The sequence below is a fragment of the Paenibacillus sp. W4I10 genome, from assembly GCF_030816325.1.
In the GTDB taxonomy this organism is placed as follows: Bacteria; Bacillota; Bacilli; order Paenibacillales; family Paenibacillaceae; genus Paenibacillus; species Paenibacillus amylolyticus_B.
Genome location: NZ_JAUSXX010000001.1, coordinates 1,814,450 through 1,836,985, shown reverse-complemented (window position 1 = coordinate 1,836,985; position 22,536 = coordinate 1,814,450). Strand labels below are relative to the sequence as shown.

General features: G+C 43.8%; 20 protein-coding genes. 14 read left to right on the top strand and 6 right to left on the bottom strand.

Features of this window, described 5'->3' with window-relative positions:
• Positions 1-116 precede the first annotated feature (116 nt).
• Positions 117-1,355, top strand: a complete 1,239-nt coding sequence (locus QF049_RS08220; protein WP_307536427.1) for a DUF418 domain-containing protein — start codon at positions 117-119, stop codon at positions 1,353-1,355.
• An 818-nt stretch (positions 1,356-2,173) separates the two neighbouring features.
• Here the strand turns inward: QF049_RS08220 and QF049_RS08215 are convergent.
• Positions 2,174-2,617: a MarR family winged helix-turn-helix transcriptional regulator gene (locus tag QF049_RS08215; protein WP_307536425.1), complete on the bottom strand. Its 444-nt coding sequence runs from the start codon at positions 2,615-2,617 to the stop codon at positions 2,174-2,176.
• A 116-nt stretch (positions 2,618-2,733) separates the two neighbouring features.
• On the opposite strand from QF049_RS08215, the gene QF049_RS08210 reads away from it, so the two are divergent.
• The 8 genes from QF049_RS08210 to QF049_RS08175 all read left to right on the top strand — a co-directional run bounded on the left by QF049_RS08210 (position 2,734) and on the right by QF049_RS08175 (position 9,667).
• Positions 2,734-3,486 carry an SDR family oxidoreductase gene (locus tag QF049_RS08210; RefSeq protein ID WP_307536423.1) on the top strand — a complete coding sequence of 251 codons (753 nt, stop codon included), beginning with the start codon at positions 2,734-2,736 and terminating at the stop codon, positions 3,484-3,486.
• A 45-nt stretch (positions 3,487-3,531) separates the two neighbouring features.
• Positions 3,532-4,362: an SDR family oxidoreductase gene (locus QF049_RS08205; protein WP_307543141.1), complete on the top strand. Its 831-nt coding sequence runs from the start codon at positions 3,532-3,534 to the stop codon at positions 4,360-4,362.
• 143 nt (positions 4,363-4,505) lie between these two features.
• Positions 4,506-4,775, top strand: a complete 270-nt coding sequence (locus QF049_RS08200) for a hypothetical protein (RefSeq protein ID WP_307536421.1) — start codon at positions 4,506-4,508, stop codon at positions 4,773-4,775.
• Positions 4,776-4,945: 170 nt separating this feature from the next.
• Entirely contained in the window at positions 4,946-5,332 is a 387-nt protein-coding gene (locus tag QF049_RS08195) for an ArsR/SmtB family transcription factor (protein ID WP_307536418.1), read from the top strand.
• Positions 5,329-6,195 (top strand): aldo/keto reductase, encoded by an 867-nt coding sequence (locus tag QF049_RS08190; RefSeq protein ID WP_307536415.1) that lies wholly within the window; start codon positions 5,329-5,331, stop codon positions 6,193-6,195. Before QF049_RS08195 ends, QF049_RS08190 begins: the two co-directional genes overlap by 4 nt.
• 760 nt (positions 6,196-6,955) lie before the next feature.
• Positions 6,956-8,080: a DNA polymerase III subunit beta gene (dnaN, locus tag QF049_RS08185; protein ID WP_307536414.1), complete on the top strand. Its 1,125-nt coding sequence runs from the start codon at positions 6,956-6,958 to the stop codon at positions 8,078-8,080.
• A 106-nt stretch (positions 8,081-8,186) separates the two neighbouring features.
• Complete coding sequence (locus QF049_RS08180) at positions 8,187-9,041, top strand: AraC family transcriptional regulator (protein WP_307536412.1); 855 nt, start codon at positions 8,187-8,189, stop codon at positions 9,039-9,041.
• 182 nt (positions 9,042-9,223) lie between these two features.
• Entirely contained in the window at positions 9,224-9,667 is a 444-nt protein-coding gene (locus QF049_RS08175; RefSeq protein ID WP_124114780.1) for a GNAT family N-acetyltransferase, read from the top strand.
• 192 nt (positions 9,668-9,859) lie between these two features.
• On the opposite strand, the gene QF049_RS08170 is transcribed toward QF049_RS08175, so the two are convergent.
• Genes QF049_RS08170 through QF049_RS08160 form a run of 3 tightly spaced genes read right to left on the bottom strand, consistent with a single transcriptional unit; the run spans position 9,860 to position 13,078 of the window.
• Entirely contained in the window at positions 9,860-11,209 is a 1,350-nt protein-coding gene (locus QF049_RS08170) for a response regulator transcription factor (RefSeq protein ID WP_307536409.1), read from the bottom strand.
• On the bottom strand, positions 11,209-12,837 hold the full coding sequence (locus QF049_RS08165; RefSeq protein ID WP_307536407.1) for a sensor histidine kinase: 1,629 nt from the start codon (positions 12,835-12,837) through the stop codon (positions 11,209-11,211). The genes QF049_RS08170 and QF049_RS08165 overlap by 1 nt, the downstream gene beginning before the upstream one ends.
• Positions 12,809-13,078, bottom strand: a complete 270-nt coding sequence (locus QF049_RS08160; protein ID WP_190945721.1) for a hypothetical protein — start codon at positions 13,076-13,078, stop codon at positions 12,809-12,811. The genes QF049_RS08165 and QF049_RS08160 overlap by 29 nt, the downstream gene beginning before the upstream one ends.
• A gap of 155 nt (positions 13,079-13,233) precedes the next feature.
• Here QF049_RS08160 and QF049_RS08155 point away from each other — a divergent pair, with 155 nt between their 5' ends.
• From QF049_RS08155 to QF049_RS08135, 5 genes are all read left to right on the top strand, one after another.
• Positions 13,234-14,118, top strand: a complete 885-nt coding sequence (locus tag QF049_RS08155; protein WP_036616097.1) for an ABC transporter permease — start codon at positions 13,234-13,236, stop codon at positions 14,116-14,118.
• Positions 14,119-14,136: 18 nt separating this feature from the next.
• Entirely contained in the window at positions 14,137-15,006 is an 870-nt protein-coding gene (locus QF049_RS08150; protein ID WP_017688372.1) for a carbohydrate ABC transporter permease, read from the top strand.
• A 252-nt stretch (positions 15,007-15,258) separates the two neighbouring features.
• Positions 15,259-16,944 (top strand): type 2 periplasmic-binding domain-containing protein, encoded by a 1,686-nt coding sequence (locus QF049_RS08145; RefSeq protein ID WP_307536402.1) that lies wholly within the window; start codon positions 15,259-15,261, stop codon positions 16,942-16,944.
• 71 nt (positions 16,945-17,015) lie between these two features.
• A complete protein-coding gene (locus QF049_RS08140; RefSeq protein WP_307536400.1) occupies positions 17,016-18,734 on the top strand; it encodes a galactose-binding domain-containing protein in 1,719 nt (572 codons plus the stop codon).
• 30 nt (positions 18,735-18,764) lie between these two features.
• Positions 18,765-19,706 (top strand): family 43 glycosylhydrolase, encoded by a 942-nt coding sequence (locus QF049_RS08135; RefSeq protein WP_307536399.1) that lies wholly within the window; start codon positions 18,765-18,767, stop codon positions 19,704-19,706.
• A 78-nt stretch (positions 19,707-19,784) separates the two neighbouring features.
• On the opposite strand, the gene QF049_RS08130 is transcribed toward QF049_RS08135, so the two are convergent.
• Both QF049_RS08130 and QF049_RS08125 read right to left on the bottom strand, forming a co-directional pair.
• A complete protein-coding gene (locus tag QF049_RS08130; protein ID WP_307536397.1) occupies positions 19,785-20,312 on the bottom strand; it encodes a DinB family protein in 528 nt (175 codons plus the stop codon).
• A 144-nt stretch (positions 20,313-20,456) separates the two neighbouring features.
• Positions 20,457-22,478 carry an ATP-dependent DNA helicase gene (locus QF049_RS08125; protein WP_307536395.1) on the bottom strand — a complete coding sequence of 674 codons (2,022 nt, stop codon included), beginning with the start codon at positions 22,476-22,478 and terminating at the stop codon, positions 20,457-20,459.
• Positions 22,479-22,536: the final 58 nt, after the last annotated feature.

Sequence of the window (22,536 nt, the reverse complement as noted above, 5' to 3'; positions counted from 1 at the left end):
TAATACGTTAAAGTAAATCACAATTTAAATGTTCACTTATTAATTTATGTTGAAATTATGGAAGGATTTAACGTATATTTAGATCTGATCTTTATGTTATAGACAGAGGTGATTGATTGAGCACATCAAAAAAGCGCGTTCAAGTCATTGATGGACTGCGTGGATTCAGTCTGGCCGGCATTGTGCTGGCGAATATGCTGGCTTTCCAATATGGAATGTATGGTCAGAGCAAACCCCAACTGTTCGGGATTGGCGGAGCAGATCAGGCTTTCCTCTCGTTCCTGCTGATCACTGTGGTGGGCAGTTTTATGCCGATTTTTGCATTTATGTTTGGCTTTGGAATGGTTAAGCTCTCGGAAAGCCTAAAATCACGAGATCTACGACCAAAGTGTCATCTGGCACGCCGTTTTCTACTACTGTTTGGAATCGGATTACTGCACATCATCTATCTGTGGGAAGGGGATATCCTGGCATTTTATGGCGTACTCGGTTTCTTCCTGCTCATGTTCCTTAATCGGAAGCCTATAACGCTGCTTATTTTGGCGGTACTGCTACTCGTGGGAGCGGGCATACTTGGTCTCCCGGCATCAAATCCGATGAACCCGCTGGCGATTGAATCCATTCATATGGAGAACTACATCATTCAAAGTCAGGATGTATACGGCAACGGCACATACGCGGAAATCAGGAATTTCAGTAATAACGGCGATCCCTTCGGCGGGGATTTGGAGCTGTCATTCGCCCTATTGATCCTGCTGTTAGCCCCACTCATGACAGTACCGATGTTCCTGCTCGGCATGCGCGCTGCCAGAATCGGCACGTTTAGCGATCCGCAAGCGATGAGGCGTATTTATCTTCGCCGTGCCTCGTTTTTGATTCCAGTAGGTTTAATCCTCAAAACATACGGCGTATTGGCACCACAATTGGGTGCGGAAGGTTGGCTCGGAATCGGAATCGGGGGGACGCTTGGAGGAACGTTGCTTGCACTCGGATACATTTATGCATTTGCACTGTTGTATGCGGGAAGTCGCCATTCCAGCCTGTTGGGCAGGTTCGAGGCGGTTGGCCGTCTCTCGTTGACGAATTACCTGATGCAGAGCGTGATCTGTACGACAATTTTCTATGGATACGGCCTGGGACTGTTTGGTCGTGCTGGCGTGTTTATCGGAGCAATTATTGCGCTTGCTGTGTACGGCATTCAATTGTGGCTCAGTCCGCTATATCTCAAGAAATTTAGCAATGGTCCTGTCGAGTACCTGCTACGGATTTGGACATATCTGTCCTGGAAAGGGCAGCCAAGAAAGAAGAAAAGATCGAACTTAACTACGAATGAAAACGCGCCTGGTGTTCAGTAAGCATAAAGTGCTATCGTGAAACGCAAAAAGAAGCTCGTTCTACCAAAAGAAAGGGCTTCTTTATGCCGTAACGATCATATTCCTAAACTTAAAGCAAGACACGAATTATCAACCCTAATACATAAGCTAACTATTATAGTGCGAACAGTGGTAAGGTAATGCGAAATGAAAGATGAAGCATATACATTCAACTGTTTCCACTCAAGCTTGAAAGGATCATTATTGTGCTAAAAATAATTAATTTTCTTCTTTTCTTGCTGATCATTTGGGTAGTCATCTTTTATCCTTTTCGTTTTGCTTGGTTTGAAGGTTTGAAACAGATTCCCGCAGATCTTCATGGTGTTTATTTACTTTTCTTGTTCTTTGGATATCTGATCTGTTCATCTGCTATGGGACTTATGGTTGGCAAGATGTTTTTCAAACGAAAGGAACAGTGACGAATTGAGTTAAATGCCGCCGTTCAATTGCGGTATAGTGTAACATTTAATTTGCTGATGATATTTGGATCGGAGCAAATTGTGTTATTCTACCAGGCGTATCGATAGGAGATAACGAAATTGTTGCTGCAGACGCTGTTCTGTGCAAAGATGTTCCTGATAATTTTGTTGTTCGTGGTGTACCTGCCGAAGTAATCAAATAGCTTGAATCGTAGGTTTTATAGCATCATTCAAAGTCGCTAAAGTAGCGGCTTTTTTGTTTTGAGCGGGGGAGAGCACGTACTGTCCGCAAGTTACCTTTTATTTCGGTAAACCGAAACCACGTTTGTTAAAAGCTCGCCTTTAACAAACGTGGTCGAGATGGCGGAGCTAGATAAGACGCTAGGAGCTTGAGTTTGTCCTTTCCGCCAGTTTAGTAATCAACTCGATATCTTGTTCGGTTAATTGTTCAAAAAAATGTTTGCGTATTGCCTTGGAGAGGAAGGGACGGGCATCATCTAACATTGATTTTCCAGAAGAAGTGATACTGACTTGTACTCCACGATCGTTGTCTAATGGTTTCTTCATCACGAGTCCACGTTTTTCCATACGCTTCAGATGATGAGATAACCGACTTTTATCCCAGTCCATAGAGTCAGCTAATTCCTGTTGGCGAAGGCTGCCGTCCCCAAAAAGGACTAATCGGTCCAATACTCCAAAATCACCCTCTGACAGTCCTGACTGATCGGCCATATCTTTGACGATGCGACCGAAGATGGTCTGAAAGGAACCTTTCCACATATGCCATATTCGCATTTCTTCTTCGTTAAGTTCATTTTTATCCATAGGAGCATAATAACATGGTTGACGCGTCAACTTCAATGTGTTAAATTTGATCCAAGGTTGACACGTCAACTTAGTTTATATGGACCCACCACTCACAAAAAAAGGAGACTATAACTATGCAAGATAAACCTGTCGCTCTGGTCACCGGGGCTAATAAAGGTATCGGCCTTCAAATTGCGAAGGATCTCACGGAACAAGGATTCACCGTGCTCGTTGGATCTCGCAGCCTCGAGAATGGAGAAACCGCCTCAAAAAGCATCGGTTCAAATGCACACGCTCTCCAGCTCGACGTTACAGATGAAAACTCCATCGCTGCTGCTGCAGAACGTATTCGGAACGAATTTGGTCGTCTCGATGTACTCGTGAACAATGCGGGGATCTCGCACGCAGGCAGATCGGGTGAACCGTTTCCGAACGGTGGCGCAGCGAGTGGTCTTTTGACCGTTGCTTCGCTTGAAGATATTCGTACAGTTTATGAGACTAATGTTTTTGGTGTTATTGCTGTCACGCAGGCGATGTTGCCACTTTTGCGGGAGGCCCCGGCAGCACGTATCGTCAACATAGGCAGTACCGGCGGCTCCCTTAGCTGGAACTCTATTCCGGAAAACTCGCATCGTGCGATGTTTGGTGCCTATTCGGCATCAAAATCGGCTGTTCATGCGGTGACACTTGCATTTGCATTTGCGCTTGAATCAACAAACATCAAGGTCAATGCTGCATGTCCAGGCTTCACATCGACTGCGCTTAATAATTTTGCTGGTACTCGTAGTGTCGAACAAGGGGCTCGTGAAGCAGTTCGGCTTGCGCTGATTGGAGCGGACGGTCCAACAGGAACATTCTCAGATGAGGATGGACCCATTGCTTGGTGATCACAGTTATATAATAAGGGTGAGCAACTTAAGGAGGATTTCATGATGCGCGTTTTCGTAACAGGAGCAACAGGCTACATCGGTTCCGCTGTCACCCGCGAACTTATTGAAAGGGGACATCAGGTCGTCGGTCTCGTGCGTTCAGACAGTAGTGCTGCGAAACTAGAAGAGTCCGGGGCCGAAGTACACCGCGGTGACATCAACGATCTTGACAGCCTCCGTAGTGGTGCAGCTGCTGCGGATGGCGTCATTCATCTGGCATTCCATCACGACTTCTCGAACTTCGCTGGAGCACTCACAACAGATCTGCATGCCGTAGAAGCGATGGGGGCGGCACTTGAAGGATCTGGTAAGCCGTTCGTAATTACCACGCATGTAAATGGAGTGGCAACGGAGAACATGGTGTTAGCGCTGGCAGAGCGCGGAGTACGTACATCGATTGTAGAGCTTTGTCCGTCGGTACACGGTGAGGGTGACACAGGCTTTGTACCAAGCCTCATCAATATTGCCAAGACTAAAGGCTTCTCCGCCTATGTGGAAGGAGGGAGCAACCGCTGGCCGGCTGTGCATCGCCTTGATGCAGCTCATCTATATTGCCTGGCGTTAGAAAAGGCCCCTGCTGGTTCACGACTAGATGGGGTCGCAGATGAAGGAGTACCTTTTCGCGATATCGCGAGTGCTATTGGTAAGCAATTGAACGTACCTGTAGTTAGCATTTCACGCGAAGAGGCAGATGCCCATTTTGGCTTTCTCAGCACACTCGCAGCGCTTGATATCCCGAGATCAAGCGTTGCAACTCAGGAACTTATGGGATGGCGGCCAGTGCAACCTGCACTGATTCCCGACCTTAAACAGTCTCATTACTTCAACAACTGATTGGAATTTTCACGCCTTTTTTTTAAAATAACAACCATAAAAAGTCGCTATTCAAGCGGCTTTTTATTTTAGCCATGTAGGTTTCCTATCTCAGGGGTTGAGGGGAAAACTTATTCCGATGGTCGATTAGATAATTATGCATATTGGAAAAAGGCATATCCAATATTGAAACCATTGCCGCAAATTTCAAAGAAATGCCACTTGGGAACGAAAGATTCGAAAAGGCTGTTGCAGGGACCTTTTTGTGCATTGAATTAGAGAAGTCGGTGATGCCTACTGGTTCAAGAGTTTCATCGAAGGACATGGAGGAGGAAATCATTAAGGCATGTTTTTTAATTATTAATACGATCCACTCACCGACGCAAGTTGCTAACCAACCTGTCTATATCATTACTGCACAGAAGAATAAATAAGTTCATTTATAGAAGCCACTCCATTCGTCAGGGGTGGCTTCTTCTTTTGCTAATGTATTCTTAAGACATGGGAAAAATAGGTTCTTGAATTTCTTTCCCGATGTACAGCCGAATCCGAGATTGTGTTAGGCTGTGTCTACAAAAGTATTACACGTTCTAAATAAAAGGGGATGATTTACCTGGATCAGGAACTTGCGACCACGATTGCTATCGAATTTAAGAACAATCAGAAGGTGTTGAATGCGATCGGAGACGAGACCCGGCAAGCCATCCTCATAGCCTTGATTCAAGGGCCACAAAAACCCGGCATGCGCGTAGGAGAGATCAGGATGAAGACTCACCTTTCCCGACCGACCGTATCACATCATCTGAAAATATTGAAAGAATCACAGATAATAAGTGTTCGTAAAGAAGGAACTCTCAACTATTACAGCCTTGACTCCGGTAGCAAGTTGAAATTGTTGAAAAACCTGGTGAATCAAATAGAAAAGTTGCTAGCGCAATGCGAAGAACAAGCATCGGAACAACAAATAGGAAACAGGGGGAGTTGCGAATGAATCAGACAGTCGCAGCAGCAAACGGAGTGGGCATTCCTCAACTAGGGTTCGGCCTATATAAGATCAAAGACGGGGGGACCTTCGAGAGGACTGTCGAGGAGGCTATTCGAATTGGTTATCGCCATTTCGATACGGCCAAAATTTATGGTAATGAAGCGGTGTTAGGTCGGGTCATCCAAAACAGCGGCATTCCCAGGGAGGAGTTCTTCATTACCTCCAAGGTATGGACGACAGACCTGGGGTACCGTGCGACGAAAAGGGCGTTCGAGCAGACTTGCCAGAAGCTGAACGTAACATATCTCGATATGTATTTGATTCATTTTGCTGGTCCTCAATACGTGAATGCTTGGAAGGCGATGGAAGAATTATACGACGCAGGTAAAATCAAAGTTATAGGTGTAGCCAATTTCGAGATCCGGCATCTGGAGCATCTGAAGAAACATTCCCGGATTTCGCCGATGGTAAATCAGATCGAGACCCATCCGGAATTTCCGCAACATGAATTGCATGATTATATGGTTCGGCATCGGATTCTGCATGAGGCTTGGGGACCGTTGGGGCAGGGTAGCAAAGCGCTGCTGGAGCATCCGGAGCTGGCGGCAATTTCCCTTTGTCATCAGAAGTCGGTTGCGCAAGTCATTTTGCGCTGGCATCTGCAACGTGGAATTATTGTCATCCCCAAATCATCGAATCCTCAAAGGATAAAAGAGAACAGCGAAATATTCGACTTTGAGTTGAATGAGAAGGAAATGGAACAAATACGACGGTTGGACACGGGTAAGAGATATTCCGTAAGTCCGAATGGCTACATGATCAACCCGTTTTATATCAATTTGATGAAGTTATTTATTCGCTCTCATTGATGGATCATATTTCTGCGGTACTGGTAAGGCGTAACTCCGTATTCCACTTTGAACAACAACCGAGTACTCAAATTTGGTGGTCGTTCCCTAAAAGCTTCTTTCTTCACGAACATAAAGCGACACTTCGATTCCCGAAGTCCAGTTGAATATATAAAAAAGGTGTCTATACGTAATTGTTTTATTGGGGCTGTCCGTGAGTCATGAGCATGACCGGGTACAGCCCTTTGTCAGGATTATGCAGTTCTAATGGACCTAGCAGACGCTATTTGCTCCCATTTGCATAGGATTGATTCTAACGAATCATAGAGACGTTATTTCATCGAGTTAGCGCTTGAAGAGAAGGAATTCCTTTTGAGATAGTCCCATCTTTACATTCGATGAGTTGTTCTTCAGCAATCGCTTTTAAAATATTGTAAATCCATGTAGAGACATGATAAGATGAGAAGAGATTCGTTTGAATGAGGTTACCTAAATCAAAATTTAGGAGTGTTATTATATTGAACAACAATAACATTAAAGTTGGTGTCTCTAATAAAGAAGGCCAGTTAGGTTTTGTCTTTTCGAGAGGTGGTCTGCGAGAAGGTTCCGGGAGAAAGAGTATAGGTGTGACTAAAAAAATATCTTTAACTCTAACAGAGGACATGTGGGGAAAAATCGAAAACCATTGCACAGAGCATAAACTTTCTCGTTCGGAGGCTATACGTAACATCATTGAGTCCTTCTATCATAATAATTTCTTTATTCGAGGTAGGTGAGGTCTTTGCTGGTAGAAATAACAAAAGATTCTCTTATGAATGCCATACAATATGTGATAAAAGCAGTAGCAGCAAATAGTTCGATACCAATTCTTCAAGGAATACATATTCAAGCAGGTGCAGATGGCGTTACTTTTACGGCAAGTAATACAAGTTTGACGATACAGTCTATTATTGCTCATGATGATGTTTCTCTGACTGTAAAAAGAACAGGGGCTATCGTTATACCATCGCGTTATTTTCACGATATTATTCGTAAATTTAATGGTGACAAAGTTATACTTGAAATTAAAGAGCCAATGATTCTTTCGATTGTATCCGGTCATTCTCAATTACGTTTATGCGGCATGGACTCTACAGAATTCCCTTCCATTGATGATGGAGAGGCGTTCCCTTCTACTAAACTACGCATTAATACTTCCTTACTTCGTTCGACTATTAAACAGCTAGCAATCGTAGCATCAACGTCCGAGACCAGCCCCATATTAACAGGAGTTTCTTTGGAATGCAGTAATGATTGTCTTAACTTAATTGCTACAGATGGAGTGCGGCTTGCATACCGAGCTTTAAATTTAGAAGATGCTGCCATCAACAGTGTGAACGTTATTATTCCAGCGAAAAATCTCTATGAATTGTCGAAAATGTTAAACAAAGCAGATGAAACGACTGAAATTGAAGTGATTAACAATCGAGTTAATTTCACGACAAATGGACTGAAAGTGGAGTCGGCTCTTATTGAAGGAACGTTCCCATCCATAATAAATGTAATTCCTCAATCGTATATGTGTGAAATCTCAGTTGATAAAGCATATTTGTTGAAAGCGGTTGAATGTGTAACTGTAATGGCTAGTGCACATGTGATCAAACTAGTAGCTAATGCAGACACATTAAAACTATTGTCCAAAACAGCCGATGTTGGAGATATTCAGAATGAAATTCCAATATTAGAGATGCGTGGGGAAGAATTTATGATATCACTTAATGGGAAGTTCTTTTTCGATATACTTCAAAACATGGATTGCACGAGTGTACGAATAAGATACACAGGGAAAACCAGTCCCATCGTTGTACTTCCAGATAATTCGCTTATGTCTAGTTTGTTCTTGATCACTCCAGTGATGACCCGGTGAACCGTATCATATATAAGAGCAAGCTTTCAACTGAATTTTTCGTGCAGAAATTGCAAGGTATTCATTAATTATTTCTCATAAAATTACCTTGAAGGGAGGGAGTACGATGGATTGGTTGGATAGGATGAATGGCGCCATGGAATATATCGAAACAAATCTAGCGGACACTATTTCATACGATGAGATAGCACAGCGAGCCTTTTGCTCTACCTATCATTTTCAAAGAATGTTTCCATTTATTACTGGCGTATCGTTATCGGAGTACATTCGACGTCGACGATTGACATTGGCGGCATTTGAATTGCAGACAACAAGCACAAAGGTTATTGATGTAGCTATGAAATATGGATATGATTCGCCGGAGGCGTTTGCACGGGCCTTTAAGAATCTTCATGGTATTATGCCTACATCTGCTCGCGATACAGGCGTTTCGCTAAAAGCCTATCCTCGAATGTCCTTTCATATTTCAATAAAAGGGGATGTCGAAATGAATTACCGTATTGAGCAAAGAGATTCTTTTGAGATGTTTGGAGTATATGGAATTATAAATGCAGACCAGAAAACAGCGTTCGCTGAAGTACCTCAATTCCGTATAAAATGTGATGATGATGGCAGCGTTGATCATATGAATGACTTACTGGGACGTTTTGGTGATACCATGTTACATGCCGCCCTTTATGATCACACGAAAGAATCTTTCAAATACATGATCTGTTATCATGCACCTAAAGGGCTTGAAATTCCGGAGAGATTCACAAAACTTGCTGTCCCACCATTAACGTGGGCGGTTTTCCCAGAGCCGCAGTGTGATATGCAAAAATTATGGCAACGAATCTATTCTGAGTGGTTTCCAACATCTGAATACGAACAGGTTGAGGGCCCTACTTTTGAAATGTATTATGGAATGGCACGACATGGGAATGTTTCAGGTGAGATCTGGATCCCCGTGAAGAAAAAATAACGCTTTTATATGAGCGAGATGCAGGCGTTAACGAAGAAGACAACTGAAAAATTAAGATTATAATATAGGTCATCCCCACAAAGGATGGCCTTATAACTTGCCGTTACAGACCGCGACTAGAACCTTATCACCAATAGTTATAGGTGAGATTGTCCGATTAATTTTTCTTGAGGGGGTTTAGTATGAATATTAAAATACGAGAAATTATATCCGATGATTATGCTGAAGTTGTTTTTTTATGGAATGATGTACTTGAAATTCGTAATGTTAATGATGCAAACTTCCGAGTGACTATGGAAGAGATGAATAAGGCCGGGAATTACAAAACATTTGTCGCACTAATAGATAATGATGTCGTCGGTTTTGTAACAATTGTACAGTCATTATCAGTAGGCGTTCCAATGGGTTATCTACATATTCAAGCTCTTGCTGTTAAAAGGGAGCTGCAAAATAGAGGAATAGGTACAAAACTACTAAGACAGACTGAAAATTATGCTAAAGAACGGGGAATATCAAGTATTATTTTATGTAGTGGAATGAAGCGAACCAACGCCCATGCTTTTTATGAACATAATGGCTATGACAGAGATTCATATTGCTTTGATAAGATGATCGACCTAACGTAAGGTTAAATGCTTATTAACTCACCTCCACAGCGTTCTAGACAAATAAAACAAAAATCGCTATGTCATCATGAAAGTTCTTTATATATTAATTTCACTAAAAAGACCCAACTCACTCTTTAAAATGAAGAGTGGAAGTTGGGCTTTTATGGTACTGCATTGGACATATCATTTATGTAATATATTCAACCGAAGTCATTGATGGATCATATTTCTGCGGTACTGATAGGGCGTAACTCCGTATTCCACTTTGAACAACTGGATAAAATATTGATTTTTTCGGTAACCCACCATCTGCGCTATATCGGCTACACGGAGTTCCGAATCTTGAAGCAGTTGAGAAGCCTTCTCCAACCTCTTCCTGGAAATGTAGTTTGACACATTTTCGCCCGTCTCCTGTTTAAACAGTTTGGAAAAGTAGACGGGATGGAGGTGTGCAACTTTGCCCAGTTCATCCAGGCTAAGGCCAAGTGACAGATGGTCTTCGATATACGTTTGTACTTTGTCAACGATGGTTTGAATGGACATCTGTTTGTTGTTTCTGATCCGACTGACCCGATCCATGAGAGTTGAGGATAGTTCATCAGGATAGCGTAACTGGTTGAATATCCACTCCACGGTTTCAGAGGGATCGCGATCCTTATCCGTCAGATATACATATAGAATGGTCTCCATGAGAAAGATTACTTTTTGCTTTTGGAGACGGATTTGATCATATTTTTTAATGATATTTCCCGCCGACTCCCAATCACCGCATGATGGAGAATGGTTGAATAAGCCAACAAAGTCGTCCGCGCGTACGTCCTCATTAAGGAAGAACCTGTAGAACATCTGTCGGGTCACGTTTCGATCAGTCAACAGAAATGGAGGAGACGTGACCGATTTCTCCAGTTTGATGGTCAGTTCTACAGCAGCTTCTTCCGGAACAAGACCGAACAGTCGTGCTCCCGCATTCCAAACGAGACGATCCAATTTGTCTCCGACAGCATGTTTTATAACATCCTCATGTTCCTGTGTAAAACCCTCCAGCTTGAAGCAGCAAAATCGGCGTTCCCCTAAAAATTCAGTATAAGCATCATATTGCTTCCTTAATGTCTCGTTATGACCAAGAAGCGAAAGCAAATACCCCAATCCATTGAAGTTCTCCCATGCGACAGATTGAGCGGGCCGTATCTTTGTAATATTATTGATGGCTTTGGACATGGCTTTCTCCACATCATCTTTGTCGACAGGTTTGAGCAAGTAGTCGAGCGCACCTAAACGGATTCCTTGTTGTGCATATTCGAACTCGGAGTAGCCGGAAAGGATGATCACTTTGGTTGGCAAGTTATGTTGGTGGATATGTTGAAGCAGATCAATACCAGACACCTCAGGCATTCGGATGTCAGTGATCAGAATATCGATGTGGTTTTGAGTCAACATGTCTCGGGCTTCAATCGAATTGGTCATCGTCTCGATCTGATCAATGCCAAAGGTGTTCCAATCGAGCAAGTGCTTCATATACTCAACGACATAATGTCCGTCATCCACAATTAATAATCGCATTAGTTATCTCCTTTCACCACGGGAATGCTGATGAGCAGCAGGACGGACAAGCCGCCCCAATCATTAGTAGTAAAATGTAACCCGCTAAGTTCACCGTACGTATTTTTCAGACGTTGATTTACATTCCAGAGCCCTACGCCTTTAATTCCTTCAGGCGGGGTATCACTCTCAAGCCGAGCCTCCAGGCTGCGGATATCATCGAGTGAAAGACCTTTGCCATCATCGGAGACCTTGATTGTTATTGCAGCTTCCGTCTGTTTTACATCAATCGTCACCCGATGGGCACCTTGTTGTCCTTCAATTCCATGTTGAATCGCATTTTCAACCACTGGCTGGATGATCAGCGGCATGAGGGGAAGGCAGGACAGTTCTGGCGGCAGATCAATGCTGTACTCCATTTTTTTGCTAAGAGCCATAATAATCAGGAAATGTTCCGCAAACTGAAGCTCGCTTTCCAGCGTGACTTCATGCCGGTCCAACTTCGTTAAATAACGATAATATTCAGCTAGATGTTTGCTCATGCGCATGACAGAATCAGGTGAAAATTGAGCCACCGACATGATGAAAAACAAACTGTTGTACAAAAAATGAGGATTGATCTGAGCTTGGAGTTGTTGAAGTTCCGCACTTCGTCTTAGTTCCGTTTCAGTCTTCAATGATACGAACAGATCCTGGATCTCGGTAACCATATGATTAAAACTTCTGAACAGGCTGTAAAACTCTCTATCCGTATTTTCGGTAATACGTGTATTATGATTGCCTTGTTCGACCTGTGAAAACTTTCGCTCCAACAAACGAATATTACGGTAATAGTTCCGGTAAAACGTAAAGATCACAACCAAACCAAGCGTAAAAACGGCTAAAATACTGGCAAAGAAAACTTTGCGATTGCGGTCAAGCGGCTGCAGGAAATCATTCGTCTGTGTATATGTAATCAGGTAGGCGTCGATTGATTCAATATATCGGGAAAGAACATAATAGTCGTCTGAATTGGTGTGATAATCATATTTCAAAGTGATCTCCGGCTGTGGAGAAAGCATTTCAGTAACCGCCTTCAATAGATCGTGGTCGACTTCTTTCTCACTCCATAACTGATGGGAATTAAACCAAAAAAAAGCGTTTGAGCTGTCGTTGTTCACAGCCTTTTTCAGCAGATTTTTCAAATAATCGGTATTCAGCTTTACACCAACGACGTACTGAGTCGGTTCATTTTGTCCGGATTTTTGGATGTAAGGGTAGAGCGCAAAGTAATACAAACTATTGCCAACGATCTGCCATCCCCGCTCATTAACATCCTTGAACGGAAGTCTCGCCTCCGGCGTACTGTTGGTGGACAGAAATGTTTCTTCAGACTTCCAGTAAATGCCGATCGATTCAATCGATCGACTGGATAAAAGTGTTTGCCGCAAGCGATCAACGATATCGTTTTTCTTCATTTGGGAATCGTAATTGCTCAGCTCGATAACATGCCTTTGGTAAAACCGGACATCACTGTCTGCCGCAAACTGAACCCCGTACATGTTAGCCTCGAATATAATCCCGTCAAGAATGCCTTTCACATAATCAAGCTGGTTCTTGGAAGCGCCAATCAGATTTTCTTCAAGTGTTTTGGAGCTCAATCGGTTCATCACGAAAAACAAACTTAACGTCAGCAGCAGAAAAAAAACAAAGAAATAGATAAATCGCTTCATATACATTTTTCGGATCATATGTGTTTCCTTTCATATCGCCAAACGTAGAAGTTAAACTCCAGAACGGATTAACTTTAATATAAGCCAAACCTTCACAAAGCGGAAGGGCAGCATCAACAATAAATGAAAGCGGTTTAAAATGCTTCAGGATGGGGTGATGATCTTGAAATTTTGGCATTTTGGAGTGAAAGCGCTTTTGTTAAGCTTATCTTCAAGGATCGCTTTCGAAAAGCCATCATAGAGGAGGTATGCAACATTAACGAGATTGTGCCCGCCAGATCCGCAAAAAAAACAAAAACAAAGCTTTCCCAGCGGACTTCATTCAAAAAGGAAATCAAGAAAAGCTGGCCTTTGTACGTACTGTGTATTCCCGCATTTGTGTTTGTCTGCATCTTTTCTTATGGCCCGATGGTAGGTTTGCTCATGGCATTTCAGGACTACAAACCATGGCTGGGCATTACAGGTTCACGGTGGATCGGGTTAGATAATTTCGAACGAATTTTCCAGTACAAAGAAGCCACACAAGCGATCGTTAATACGTTAATTATCGCCGTTTCTAAAATTATCGTTGGTATTATCGTTCCAATCGTCATGGCTATCCTGCTAAGTGAGATCCGAAATATGGGCATTAAGAAAAGTGTACAGACACTGGTGTATCTGCCGCATTTCTTGTCCTGGGTTACTGTGGCAGGGTTGATGATTGACATTCTCGGATTAGACGGGGGAATTAATCACATCTTGACCCGGATTTTCGGGAACGATCCCATTTACTTCTTGGGTGATCCTGATCTGTTTCGATTCACGGTTGTGATCAGCGATGTGTGGAAGAGCTTTGGTTTCGGCATGATTGTCTACTTGGCTACCATTGCCGGGATCAATCCTTCATATTACGAAGCGGCAGAGATCGACGGGGCCACACGCCGGCAGCAAATTCGATACGTCACTTTGCCTAGCATGTTGCCTATGATAATCGTCATTTCTACACTGAGTCTGGGCAATATTCTGGACGCGGGCTTTGATCAGGTCTTCAATCTGTACAATCCGCTTGTCTACAGTACAGGAGATATCATTGATACCTATGTCTACCGTTCATCCTTGTTAAACGGGCAATACGGCTTCGGGACCGCTGTAGGACTGTTCAAATCGGGAATTAGCTTGATCTTGATCGTTGTCTCTTACAGGCTGGCCTATAAATATGCCAATTACAAAATATTCTAACAAGGAGGGAGAGGGATCATGTACCATAAGACGACAGGCTATAGAGTATTTTCCTATTTTAATTACGCGTTCATGATACTGGCGGGTCTGGCGTGTTTTCTTCCACTGCTTCATCTGTTGGCACAATCGCTCAGCAGTAAAGCGGCCATTAGTGGTAATATGGTTTCATTTTGGCCGGTCGGATTCAACGTGGATGCCTATGTAAAAACGTTCAACAATTCCAATTTCAACGGTGCCATGCTGACATCCATTACTCGAACCGTGTTGGGTACAACCATCAGCATGTTTATCCTTACCTGTGCAGGATATGCCCTGTCCAAGGAATTCCGGGGACGCAACGTGCTCATGTGGTTTTTTATCTTTACCATGCTCTTCTCGGGGGGATTGATACCTTCTTACATATTGATCACCGCCCTTGGACTAAAAGATACCATTTGGGCTCTTGTGCTACCGGGAGCTTTCGGTGCTTATAATTTGATTCTTCTCGTCAATTTTTTCAAAACGATTCCCAAAGCCCTGGAAGAAGCGGCTTTCATTGACGGAGCGTCCTTTTTCGTAATTCTCAGCAAAATATATTTACCATTATCTCTGCCTGGTATAGCGACCGTATCCCTGTTCATTATGGTAGGGCACTGGAACTCCTGGTTTGACGGGATTTTGTATATGTCGGATGCAAGTAAGTATCCGTTGGCTTCGTTTTTACAGACGGTCGTCGTGCAGAGCAATATGCAGAATATGGCGATGAGCCAGTCTGAGGTGGCAGCCATGTCTGAACAGAGCATCAAGGCAGCGCAAATTTTTGTAAGCACGCTCCCGATCATTCTTGTATATCCATTTTTACAACGATATTTCGTAAAGGGGATTGTACTAGGAGCCGTCAAAGAATAGTTAGGATGACGACAAATTGGATTACTATAAGTTCATCTAAACATTTACACGATAACGGAGAGGACAGGAGACCTGAAGAAGCGGAGCGTTCGCCTTTATTACCAGAATTTCACCTTTGAAAAAGTGAATCAAAAATTCTGGTAATAACAGCGATCGGAAGGTTGTTCTGTCATCGGAGTGCCAGTGTAAATATGCAATTAGTTGAACTTATATAGAAAACAAATTGAGTATGAGTGAAGGGGGCATGTTTCCATGAAGAAAAGAACTGATTTATGGAAAATGGTAAGTATGGTTATGCTGTCGGCTATTCTTGTGGCTGGCTGTAGCAAAGGGGAGAGTGCTTCCGAGACCGCACCGGCATCGGTGCTTAAGGACGGTAAATATGATCCACCGTTTACGATCACTATCGCCAAACAACAGGATGAAAATGCTGGAAAGTACATCAATGGTGAGACGTTGAATGATAATGTGTTGACCCGCTGGGGCGAACAAAACCTGGGTATCAAAATCCAAACCACCCTGCTGGGAGGTGATGCTTCACAATATAATACCAAGCTGCGGCTGGCGTTGACGGGTTCCGAGAAGTTGCCCGACGTTCTGCCCGTCTATGACACCATGCTGGTCAATGATCTGATTGAGTCGGGGCAGGTCAAGGAGATTACGGAAGACATCTCAACCTACATGCCTGACCGGATAAAAGAAATATACAAACAATACCCGACCACCTTCAATCCAGTGGTTAGGGAGGGCAAGGTCTACGGGATGGCGATTGCGCCGAATCTGACGGAAGGCGAAGTCATGTTGATCCGCCAGGACTGGTTGGACAGATTGAATTTGGAAGCGCCAACAACGATTGATGAGTTTGAGCAAGTCATCGCGGCGTTCACCGATGAGGACCCGAATGGGAACGGCAAGAAAGACACATACGGCTTTACTTTTTCGGGCAAAGATTCCTACAATACGGGATGGGTCAGCGATCCGATCATGATATTCAGCGCATACACGGGCAAACATCTTCCAAGGCAATGGCATAACGACAACGGCAAACTCACCTATGGATCTGTGGCTCCTGGCAACAAAGAGGCACTTGCCAAGTTACGCGATTGGTATGCAGAAGGGTACTTGAACAAAGAATTGGCCACCCAAGGGGCCTGGGATGCTCTGTCCGATTTTACGGAGGGGAAAGCTGGCATCATCATTGGTCGTCCTTGGCTGTACGACAGTGTGAAGGACGTGGAGAAAAATGTAGAGGGGGCAAAAATTAGTGCTTATCCGACCATTCAAGGCGTGAACGGTGATAAGACCTATCAATCCGCCCAGTTGAACGATGGTGTGTTCATGTTTAACAAGGATTTTCAGAACATGGAAGCCTTTTTCTTGTACTACGATAAAATGTACGACGCGGCGTTCAGCACGGGGGACTTCAAATACGGCTACGCTCAGGGATACGATTACGATATCGTTAACGACGAAGTCACTTTTGATCCAACGAAATTTAATAAGCCATTAGAAGCCGTGCAAGGCGTTGGGAAAATGGCATTCACCAAAAATACACCGAGTGTTGATGGTCCCGGCCAATCGTACTATGATCTGGCGAATGGAGTTAAAGCCGACACGGGTGTCCTCATTCAGAGCGCTTCAAAAGATCAAACGACTCAGGACGGATATCGGATTTCATATGAAAACAAGGATGTTTTGCTGCCCAATGCGTTTAATGGTCCACCAACGCCAACGATGCAAAATGTGTGGGAACAGTTGACTACCATGGAACAAGAGACTTTTACCAAAATCATATATGGCAATGAGCCGCTTGAAGCATTTGATACCTTTGTGAAACAGTGGCACGAAAAAGGCGGAGACACCGTGATCGAAGAAGTGAACGAATGGTACAAGCAAGCCAGCGAGACGGATGTAATGACACTGATGAATTTGAAATAAAGTCAAGTTTACCCTGGATCAGCCTTCCGGCAACAGGAAGGTTGGTCTTCTAAAAAAGGAGATGATGAGACATGATCAAAGGTAAATCGTGGATGGCTATCGTCATTGCATTGATGTTGTTAACAGTTCATTTAACGTCCTCAGCTCAAACCGTTCATGCTGCTGCTGGTGAAGAGACCAAGATCGCTGCAACACTATTTGTCCTGAAGAATGAATCTGAAGTATCCAATGCCAAAATCCATTGGGCGCCTGTCCAGGGAGCGACTGCATACGAGTTGTACAGATCCGAGAACAATGCGCCTTATACGTTATTACAGACCTTAACCGGTACAACGACGGATGATTATGAACTCAATATAGGTAACACATACAAGTATCAAGTGAAGGCATATGCCGGAACTTCCTTGTTAACCTCCGCTGTCTCGCCAGAATGTACCCCTTACAGCCTTCCAGAGGACCTCACAACTTTTGATAACACAACGCAATCCACTCTGAAGCTCCCGAATGAACTTAAAGTGGGGGATACCTATTACAGATTCAATTTTGTACAAAAACCAACTGGTGGTTTTGGCGAAATGATTCAACAGACTTCAACAGATGATATCACGTATGGTGACGACAAAGTGGTCCTTTCCTACACGGATCACCCCGATCTGGCGAATTCCAAATTTGAAGGGATTAATATTCTATACCATGCGCCTACGAACAAATTTGTTTTTTGGGCTCACTATGAAAACAGTACAGACTACACGCTTGCCAGAGTATCGGTGGCTTCGGCCACGCCTGGAGAAGACTTTACATTTCACAAAAGCTTTCGGCCAGAAGGGAACGAGTCCAGAGATATCTCCATCTTCAAAGATGACGATGACTCAGCTTATCTGATCTCTACCGCCAATAATAATTCAGACACGATTCTGTATAAGTTAACCTCTGATTGGCTGGATGTCGATCATCAAGTTTCAGTTATTTATCAAAATCAACATAGGGAACTGCCCAAAATGATCAAAAAAGATGGCATTTATTATTTGTTCTCTTCCCAAGCGGCAGGTTGGTACCCGAGTATACCCTTGTATTCATCAGCAACAACCATTGACGGAGATTGGTCTGAATTACGGACGATTGGCAACACGTCAACCTTCTCGGCGCAGTCGGGTTCCGTCATGCGGGTGAAGCCAGATACGGGTAACAACGTGGTTATGGTTGCGTATCGCTGGATGTTCGGCTGGGCAGGCACGCAAAATGGAACAACGGAAGAACGACTGCTTCCCGTTTGGTTCTCCGATGGTTACGCATTTTATGATTATTTTGATCAAGTGCTGTACAACACAAGAGATGATGTTGTCGTTCCCGTTCAGAACGGAAAACTGCTGTCGCAAGGCAAACCTGCAACAGCCCAAACGGCTACTGGAACAAACCCGGCAAGTTATGCTAATGATGGTAGCTATCAAACTGAATGGGTCGGCACAGGCAGTTCTTGGCCACATTGGTGGAAGGTCGATCTCGGCTCTGTTCAACAGTTGAATAATGTGCAAATCTCCTGGTGGATGCAAAAAGGCTCCGAAGGTTTTTACAAATATAAAATTGAGACCAGTACGGATAATGTAAACTGGACTGTAGCATTGGATCGAACCAATAATACATCTTACGGTTTTACCTCAGACAATCTATCGAGCAATGCTGCCAGGTATGTACGAATTAATATGCAAAATGCGGCACTCCATAACAACCCCAACAATTGGTACACGCCAAGGCTATGGGAAGTGAAGGTATTTGGATCGGACACCAATTAACGATGTTCCTAAAAGAAGAGAGGTAACGGTGTGAATAATCAATTAACCAATGGTGGCATCTGGAATGATTCAAGTGGACAGCCGATCCATGCCCACGGTGGGCATATGTTATTCCATGAAGATTATTATTACTGGTATGGTGAAGATCGGAGAGACGATATATATGTTAGTTGTTATCGTTCCAAGGATCTATTCAACTGGGAGTTTAGAAACCATATCATTACGATATCTACTCCAGTGGCACCCATTCGAGTTCGGACGAATCTGAGATTAATGAGTGACAAAGGAGGAAAGGTAAATCTCGAACGGCCTAAAGTGCTGTTCAACGCGGTGACAAAGAAGTTTGTACTCTGGGTTCACTATGAGAATGGTAACAATTACAATGATGCCGCATGCGCCATCGCCACATCTGATTATCCGGATAGCCATTTTGTTTATCATGGCAGCTTTAATCCCTACGGGTATATGTCGCGTGACTGCACGCTCTTTCAGGACGATGACGGGAAGGCATATTTTATTTCGGCTGCCAGAGACAATGCGGACCTGCACATCTATCGCCTGCAGGTCGATTACCTTAATGTGGAAAGTCTTGTCGGAAAGCTGTGGCAGGGGGAATATCGGGAGGCGCCAGCTGTCTTCAAACGGAAAGGGAAGTATTATATGGTGACCTCATTTTGCACCGGTTGGGAACCCAATCAAGGAAAGTACGCGATGGCTGATACGATGGATGGACCATGGGGGATGCTCAGTGATTTTGGCGATGAAACGACGTATCGAACGCAACCAGCATTTGTGCTGAAACGATCAGAAGAGGACTACCTATACTTTTCAGATCGCTGGAACGGATCGGATTATTTTCAGTCCAGCTATGTGGTCCTGCCCATTGAATTCAATGGGGACATTCCGATTCTAGATGAGTATTCCACGTTATCTTTGCGAGAGGATGCACATCTGATTCATTTTGAACGATAATTTGAACGATAAAACGACTGATGAGAAAAGACTTTGATCCTACAGAGAATGCAGGTTCAAAGTCTTGCTGGATGAATTTTATAATTTTAAATCTAACGAATAGCGATCGCGAAGTACTGATAAATGGTGGAGCTCATGCCCAGCCATAACAAATGCAATCGATCGAGCTGAAGCAGGATTATCACTGACGATCCCTCTACAGAGCCATGCTTCCGGGGTGAGGCGACGAAGCATAAGAATGGTTGAACGGCGTGTGACGGCATATTCTTCGCTCAAGTCGGCCAGGGTATACGCATTGAAAGGGTGGGTCTGCATAAGCACGTCCTGATCGTAGCCGGGATGATTCGCTTGGTCACCTCTGGCGATGCGAAGCAATCGGCTGCTCATGATGCGTTCGTTATCCAAAAGGTGTCCGATAACCTCCTTCACGCTCCATTTGCCTTCGGCGTACCGATAATTTGCTTGCTCCTCTGTCAATGAAGAGAGCAAAGCTGGTATGATCTTGGCTTGCAGCTCTAAGCGTTCGATGATGTTCCCTTCAGGAACAAGCAGGATGTACCCTGCATAATAAGCTGCATATTCATCAGTAGTTGGTCTTTCAACCATGTAAATGCCTCCTTTAGGATTCATAACTCTGGAATATATTGTAGCATATATCTTGCAGCATGAAATTAGCCCATCCGGTTCATGAGCGGATGGGCCGTTTCATGTAATTTAGGCAGTTTTTCAAGGTTACGTGTTATACCACTTCTAATCCGTTCGTCGTATCCCCTTATTTTGAACAAATCTCTCTAAAACCTCAAAATCCTCCGTCACTTTTTGGAACGGCAACGTGTCCAGCACCTGTTCCCGGTAACTCTTTTTAGCCGCTGCGCTGAGACGGGAGTCAAGTATGCTGAGTACGCCAAGGTCCGTTTCACTACGGATCAAGCGTCCCGTTCCTTGCCGTAACCGAAGGAGCATGTCCGGTACAAACACCTCCATGAACGGATTCTCCGTTACCGATGCCTTATATTCATAAACAGGGTCTGAAGGAACAGGGAAGGGCAGCCGGAAAATAATGACCTGTGACAGGTCAGACCCCTCGATATTCACACCTTCCCAGAATACACCGGTACCCAGGAGTACACCTTTGCTTTTCCTGAAATCGGCGATGACACTGTCTTGTGATGATCCCTCTTTTTGAACATGGACTGCCCATGTGTATTCACTAGCCCTTGAGATCAACTTTTTGTGAATGTACTTCATGTCCTCTTTTGCTGAAAAAAGGACGATTGTTCTTCCCTGAGTTAGATTACAGAGTTGAACCACTTCCTTGTACGCTGCTTCAAGATAGTTTTCGCGCTGATCGTGGTGGTAATAGGGAACTTTGTTCGAAATATACATCATGGCATGGTTGCTGTAGTCAAAAGGGGAGGGTTGGCGCTCTAGGAAATCTCCCTTATAACCAAGGGAGTGCGTCATATAAGAATATTGTTCCTCCAGCGTATCCCCGCCTTGGCACAGCGTTGCTGATGTTAGGATTACAGGTACCTTGCCATTAAATAAAGCGTATTTCAGAAATTGGCTTATATCTTTGGGACAGATGCTGATTGTGGTTACTCTAAGAGGACTGCTTGCCCATAAAAGATAATTGTCCTCAATTTCAGATAAGACACTAATAAGGGTAATAAGCCCGTTGATGGCTTCAAAAGCGTCATCTATTTCCCGCTCGTGACGGGAGGTCAAAATGGAAAGGCGCAGACTGAGATCTTTTAAATCGTTTAAGACTTGGTTTAACGGTATTCCTTTGATTTCCGACACTTTGATTCGGTCGTTATCCTGCTTGGCATGGTCGAGCAAATCCGCGTTTACCTGTTTGAAGATGCGCTCAGCGCAGTTTTTGATGAACTTGGATTGTGAGAAGAGACTTTTATCCCCGGACTGCTTCGTGAGAAGCTGCACCGTGGTATCCAGAATGCGGCAAATTCCCCGATAAGTGAACTCAAGTGTTCTGGCATCCCGAACTTTTGCTTCCAGATTATGCGCTTCATCAATGACGATCAGAGCAGGCTGTTCTGAGATGATGCTCTTGGTTCCTTCTTTTTTCTTCATCAAATCCCGTATGAGCAAATCCTGGTTCACGATAATAAAATCAATCTCGTGAGCCTTTGCATTTAATTTCGCTCTCATATCGTAAAACAAACATGCATTTTTATGATGACAACGTTCAAATTTGCAATCATTCACGGAAACGTGGGACCATTCGGCATCACTAACTCCAGCTTTAATATCGGCTCTTTCATCAATTTCATAATCTAATATGCGCTGTGCAAGGGTAGATACGGAGGAGTTTGCATCATCAAGACTGATCCATTCCGCTGCTCTACTTCGACAGGCGTACTGACCCATGCCTTTCCCCACCACGGATCGAACCGTTGAGAATCCCAACCGACTACCAATGATCCTTAAATCTTTATGTATCTGTTCCGAAAGCTGAATGGAGGATGTAGCTATAATGACTGGTTTCTGAGACATTTGATTCGTGAGCAGACTTGGGATCAGGTACGCAAAAGACTTACCAATTCCGACACCAGCTTCAATCATGGCGTTATGTCCATGGATATAAGCATCGGCTATATCGAGGGACATTTCTTGCTGTCCGATCCGCTCTCTAAGGCCAATTCGGGGGAACCGGTCATAAATTCGGAAGATGGCGTTAACCAAAGAACGTTCGATTTCCTTGTCCGGTTCCTGCTTTTTAATTTTATAAAGTTCATTTAACCAATTCATAACGATCGCCCCTCTTCCGAATGATGATCTTCTTGTACTCACTTTGGAGACGATTTAC

Bases quoted from the DNA above. Each gene is read 5' to 3' on its own strand.
- QF049_RS08215 (WP_307536425.1), bottom strand. From the start codon at position 2,617: ATGGATAAAAATGAACTTAACGAAGAAGAAATGCGAATATGGCATATG.
- QF049_RS08210 (WP_307536423.1), top strand. From the start codon at position 2,734: ATGCAAGATAAACCTGTCGCTCTGGTCACCGGGGCTAATAAAGGTATC.
- QF049_RS08205 (WP_307543141.1), top strand. From the start codon at position 3,532: ATGCGCGTTTTCGTAACAGGAGCAACAGGCTACATCGGTTCCGCTGTC.
- QF049_RS08195 (WP_307536418.1), top strand. From the start codon at position 4,946: ATGATTTACCTGGATCAGGAACTTGCGACCACGATTGCTATCGAATTT.
- QF049_RS08190 (WP_307536415.1), top strand. From the start codon at position 5,329: ATGAATCAGACAGTCGCAGCAGCAAACGGAGTGGGCATTCCTCAACTA.
- QF049_RS08180 (WP_307536412.1), top strand. From the start codon at position 8,187: ATGGATTGGTTGGATAGGATGAATGGCGCCATGGAATATATCGAAACA.
- QF049_RS08175 (WP_124114780.1), top strand. From the start codon at position 9,224: ATGAATATTAAAATACGAGAAATTATATCCGATGATTATGCTGAAGTT.
- QF049_RS08170 (WP_307536409.1), bottom strand. From the start codon at position 11,209: ATGCGATTATTAATTGTGGATGACGGACATTATGTCGTTGAGTATATG.
- QF049_RS08165 (WP_307536407.1), bottom strand. From the start codon at position 12,837: ATGAACCGATTGAGCTCCAAAACACTTGAAGAAAATCTGATTGGCGCT.
- QF049_RS08160 (WP_190945721.1), bottom strand. From the start codon at position 13,078: ATGCCAAAATTTCAAGATCATCACCCCATCCTGAAGCATTTTAAACCG.
- QF049_RS08150 (WP_017688372.1), top strand. From the start codon at position 14,137: ATGTACCATAAGACGACAGGCTATAGAGTATTTTCCTATTTTAATTAC.
- QF049_RS08145 (WP_307536402.1), top strand. From the start codon at position 15,259: ATGAAGAAAAGAACTGATTTATGGAAAATGGTAAGTATGGTTATGCTG.
- QF049_RS08140 (WP_307536400.1), top strand. From the start codon at position 17,016: ATGATCAAAGGTAAATCGTGGATGGCTATCGTCATTGCATTGATGTTG.
- QF049_RS08130 (WP_307536397.1), bottom strand. From the start codon at position 20,312: ATGGTTGAAAGACCAACTACTGATGAATATGCAGCTTATTATGCAGGG.
- QF049_RS08125 (WP_307536395.1), bottom strand. From the start codon at position 22,478: ATGAATTGGTTAAATGAACTTTATAAAATTAAAAAGCAGGAACCGGAC.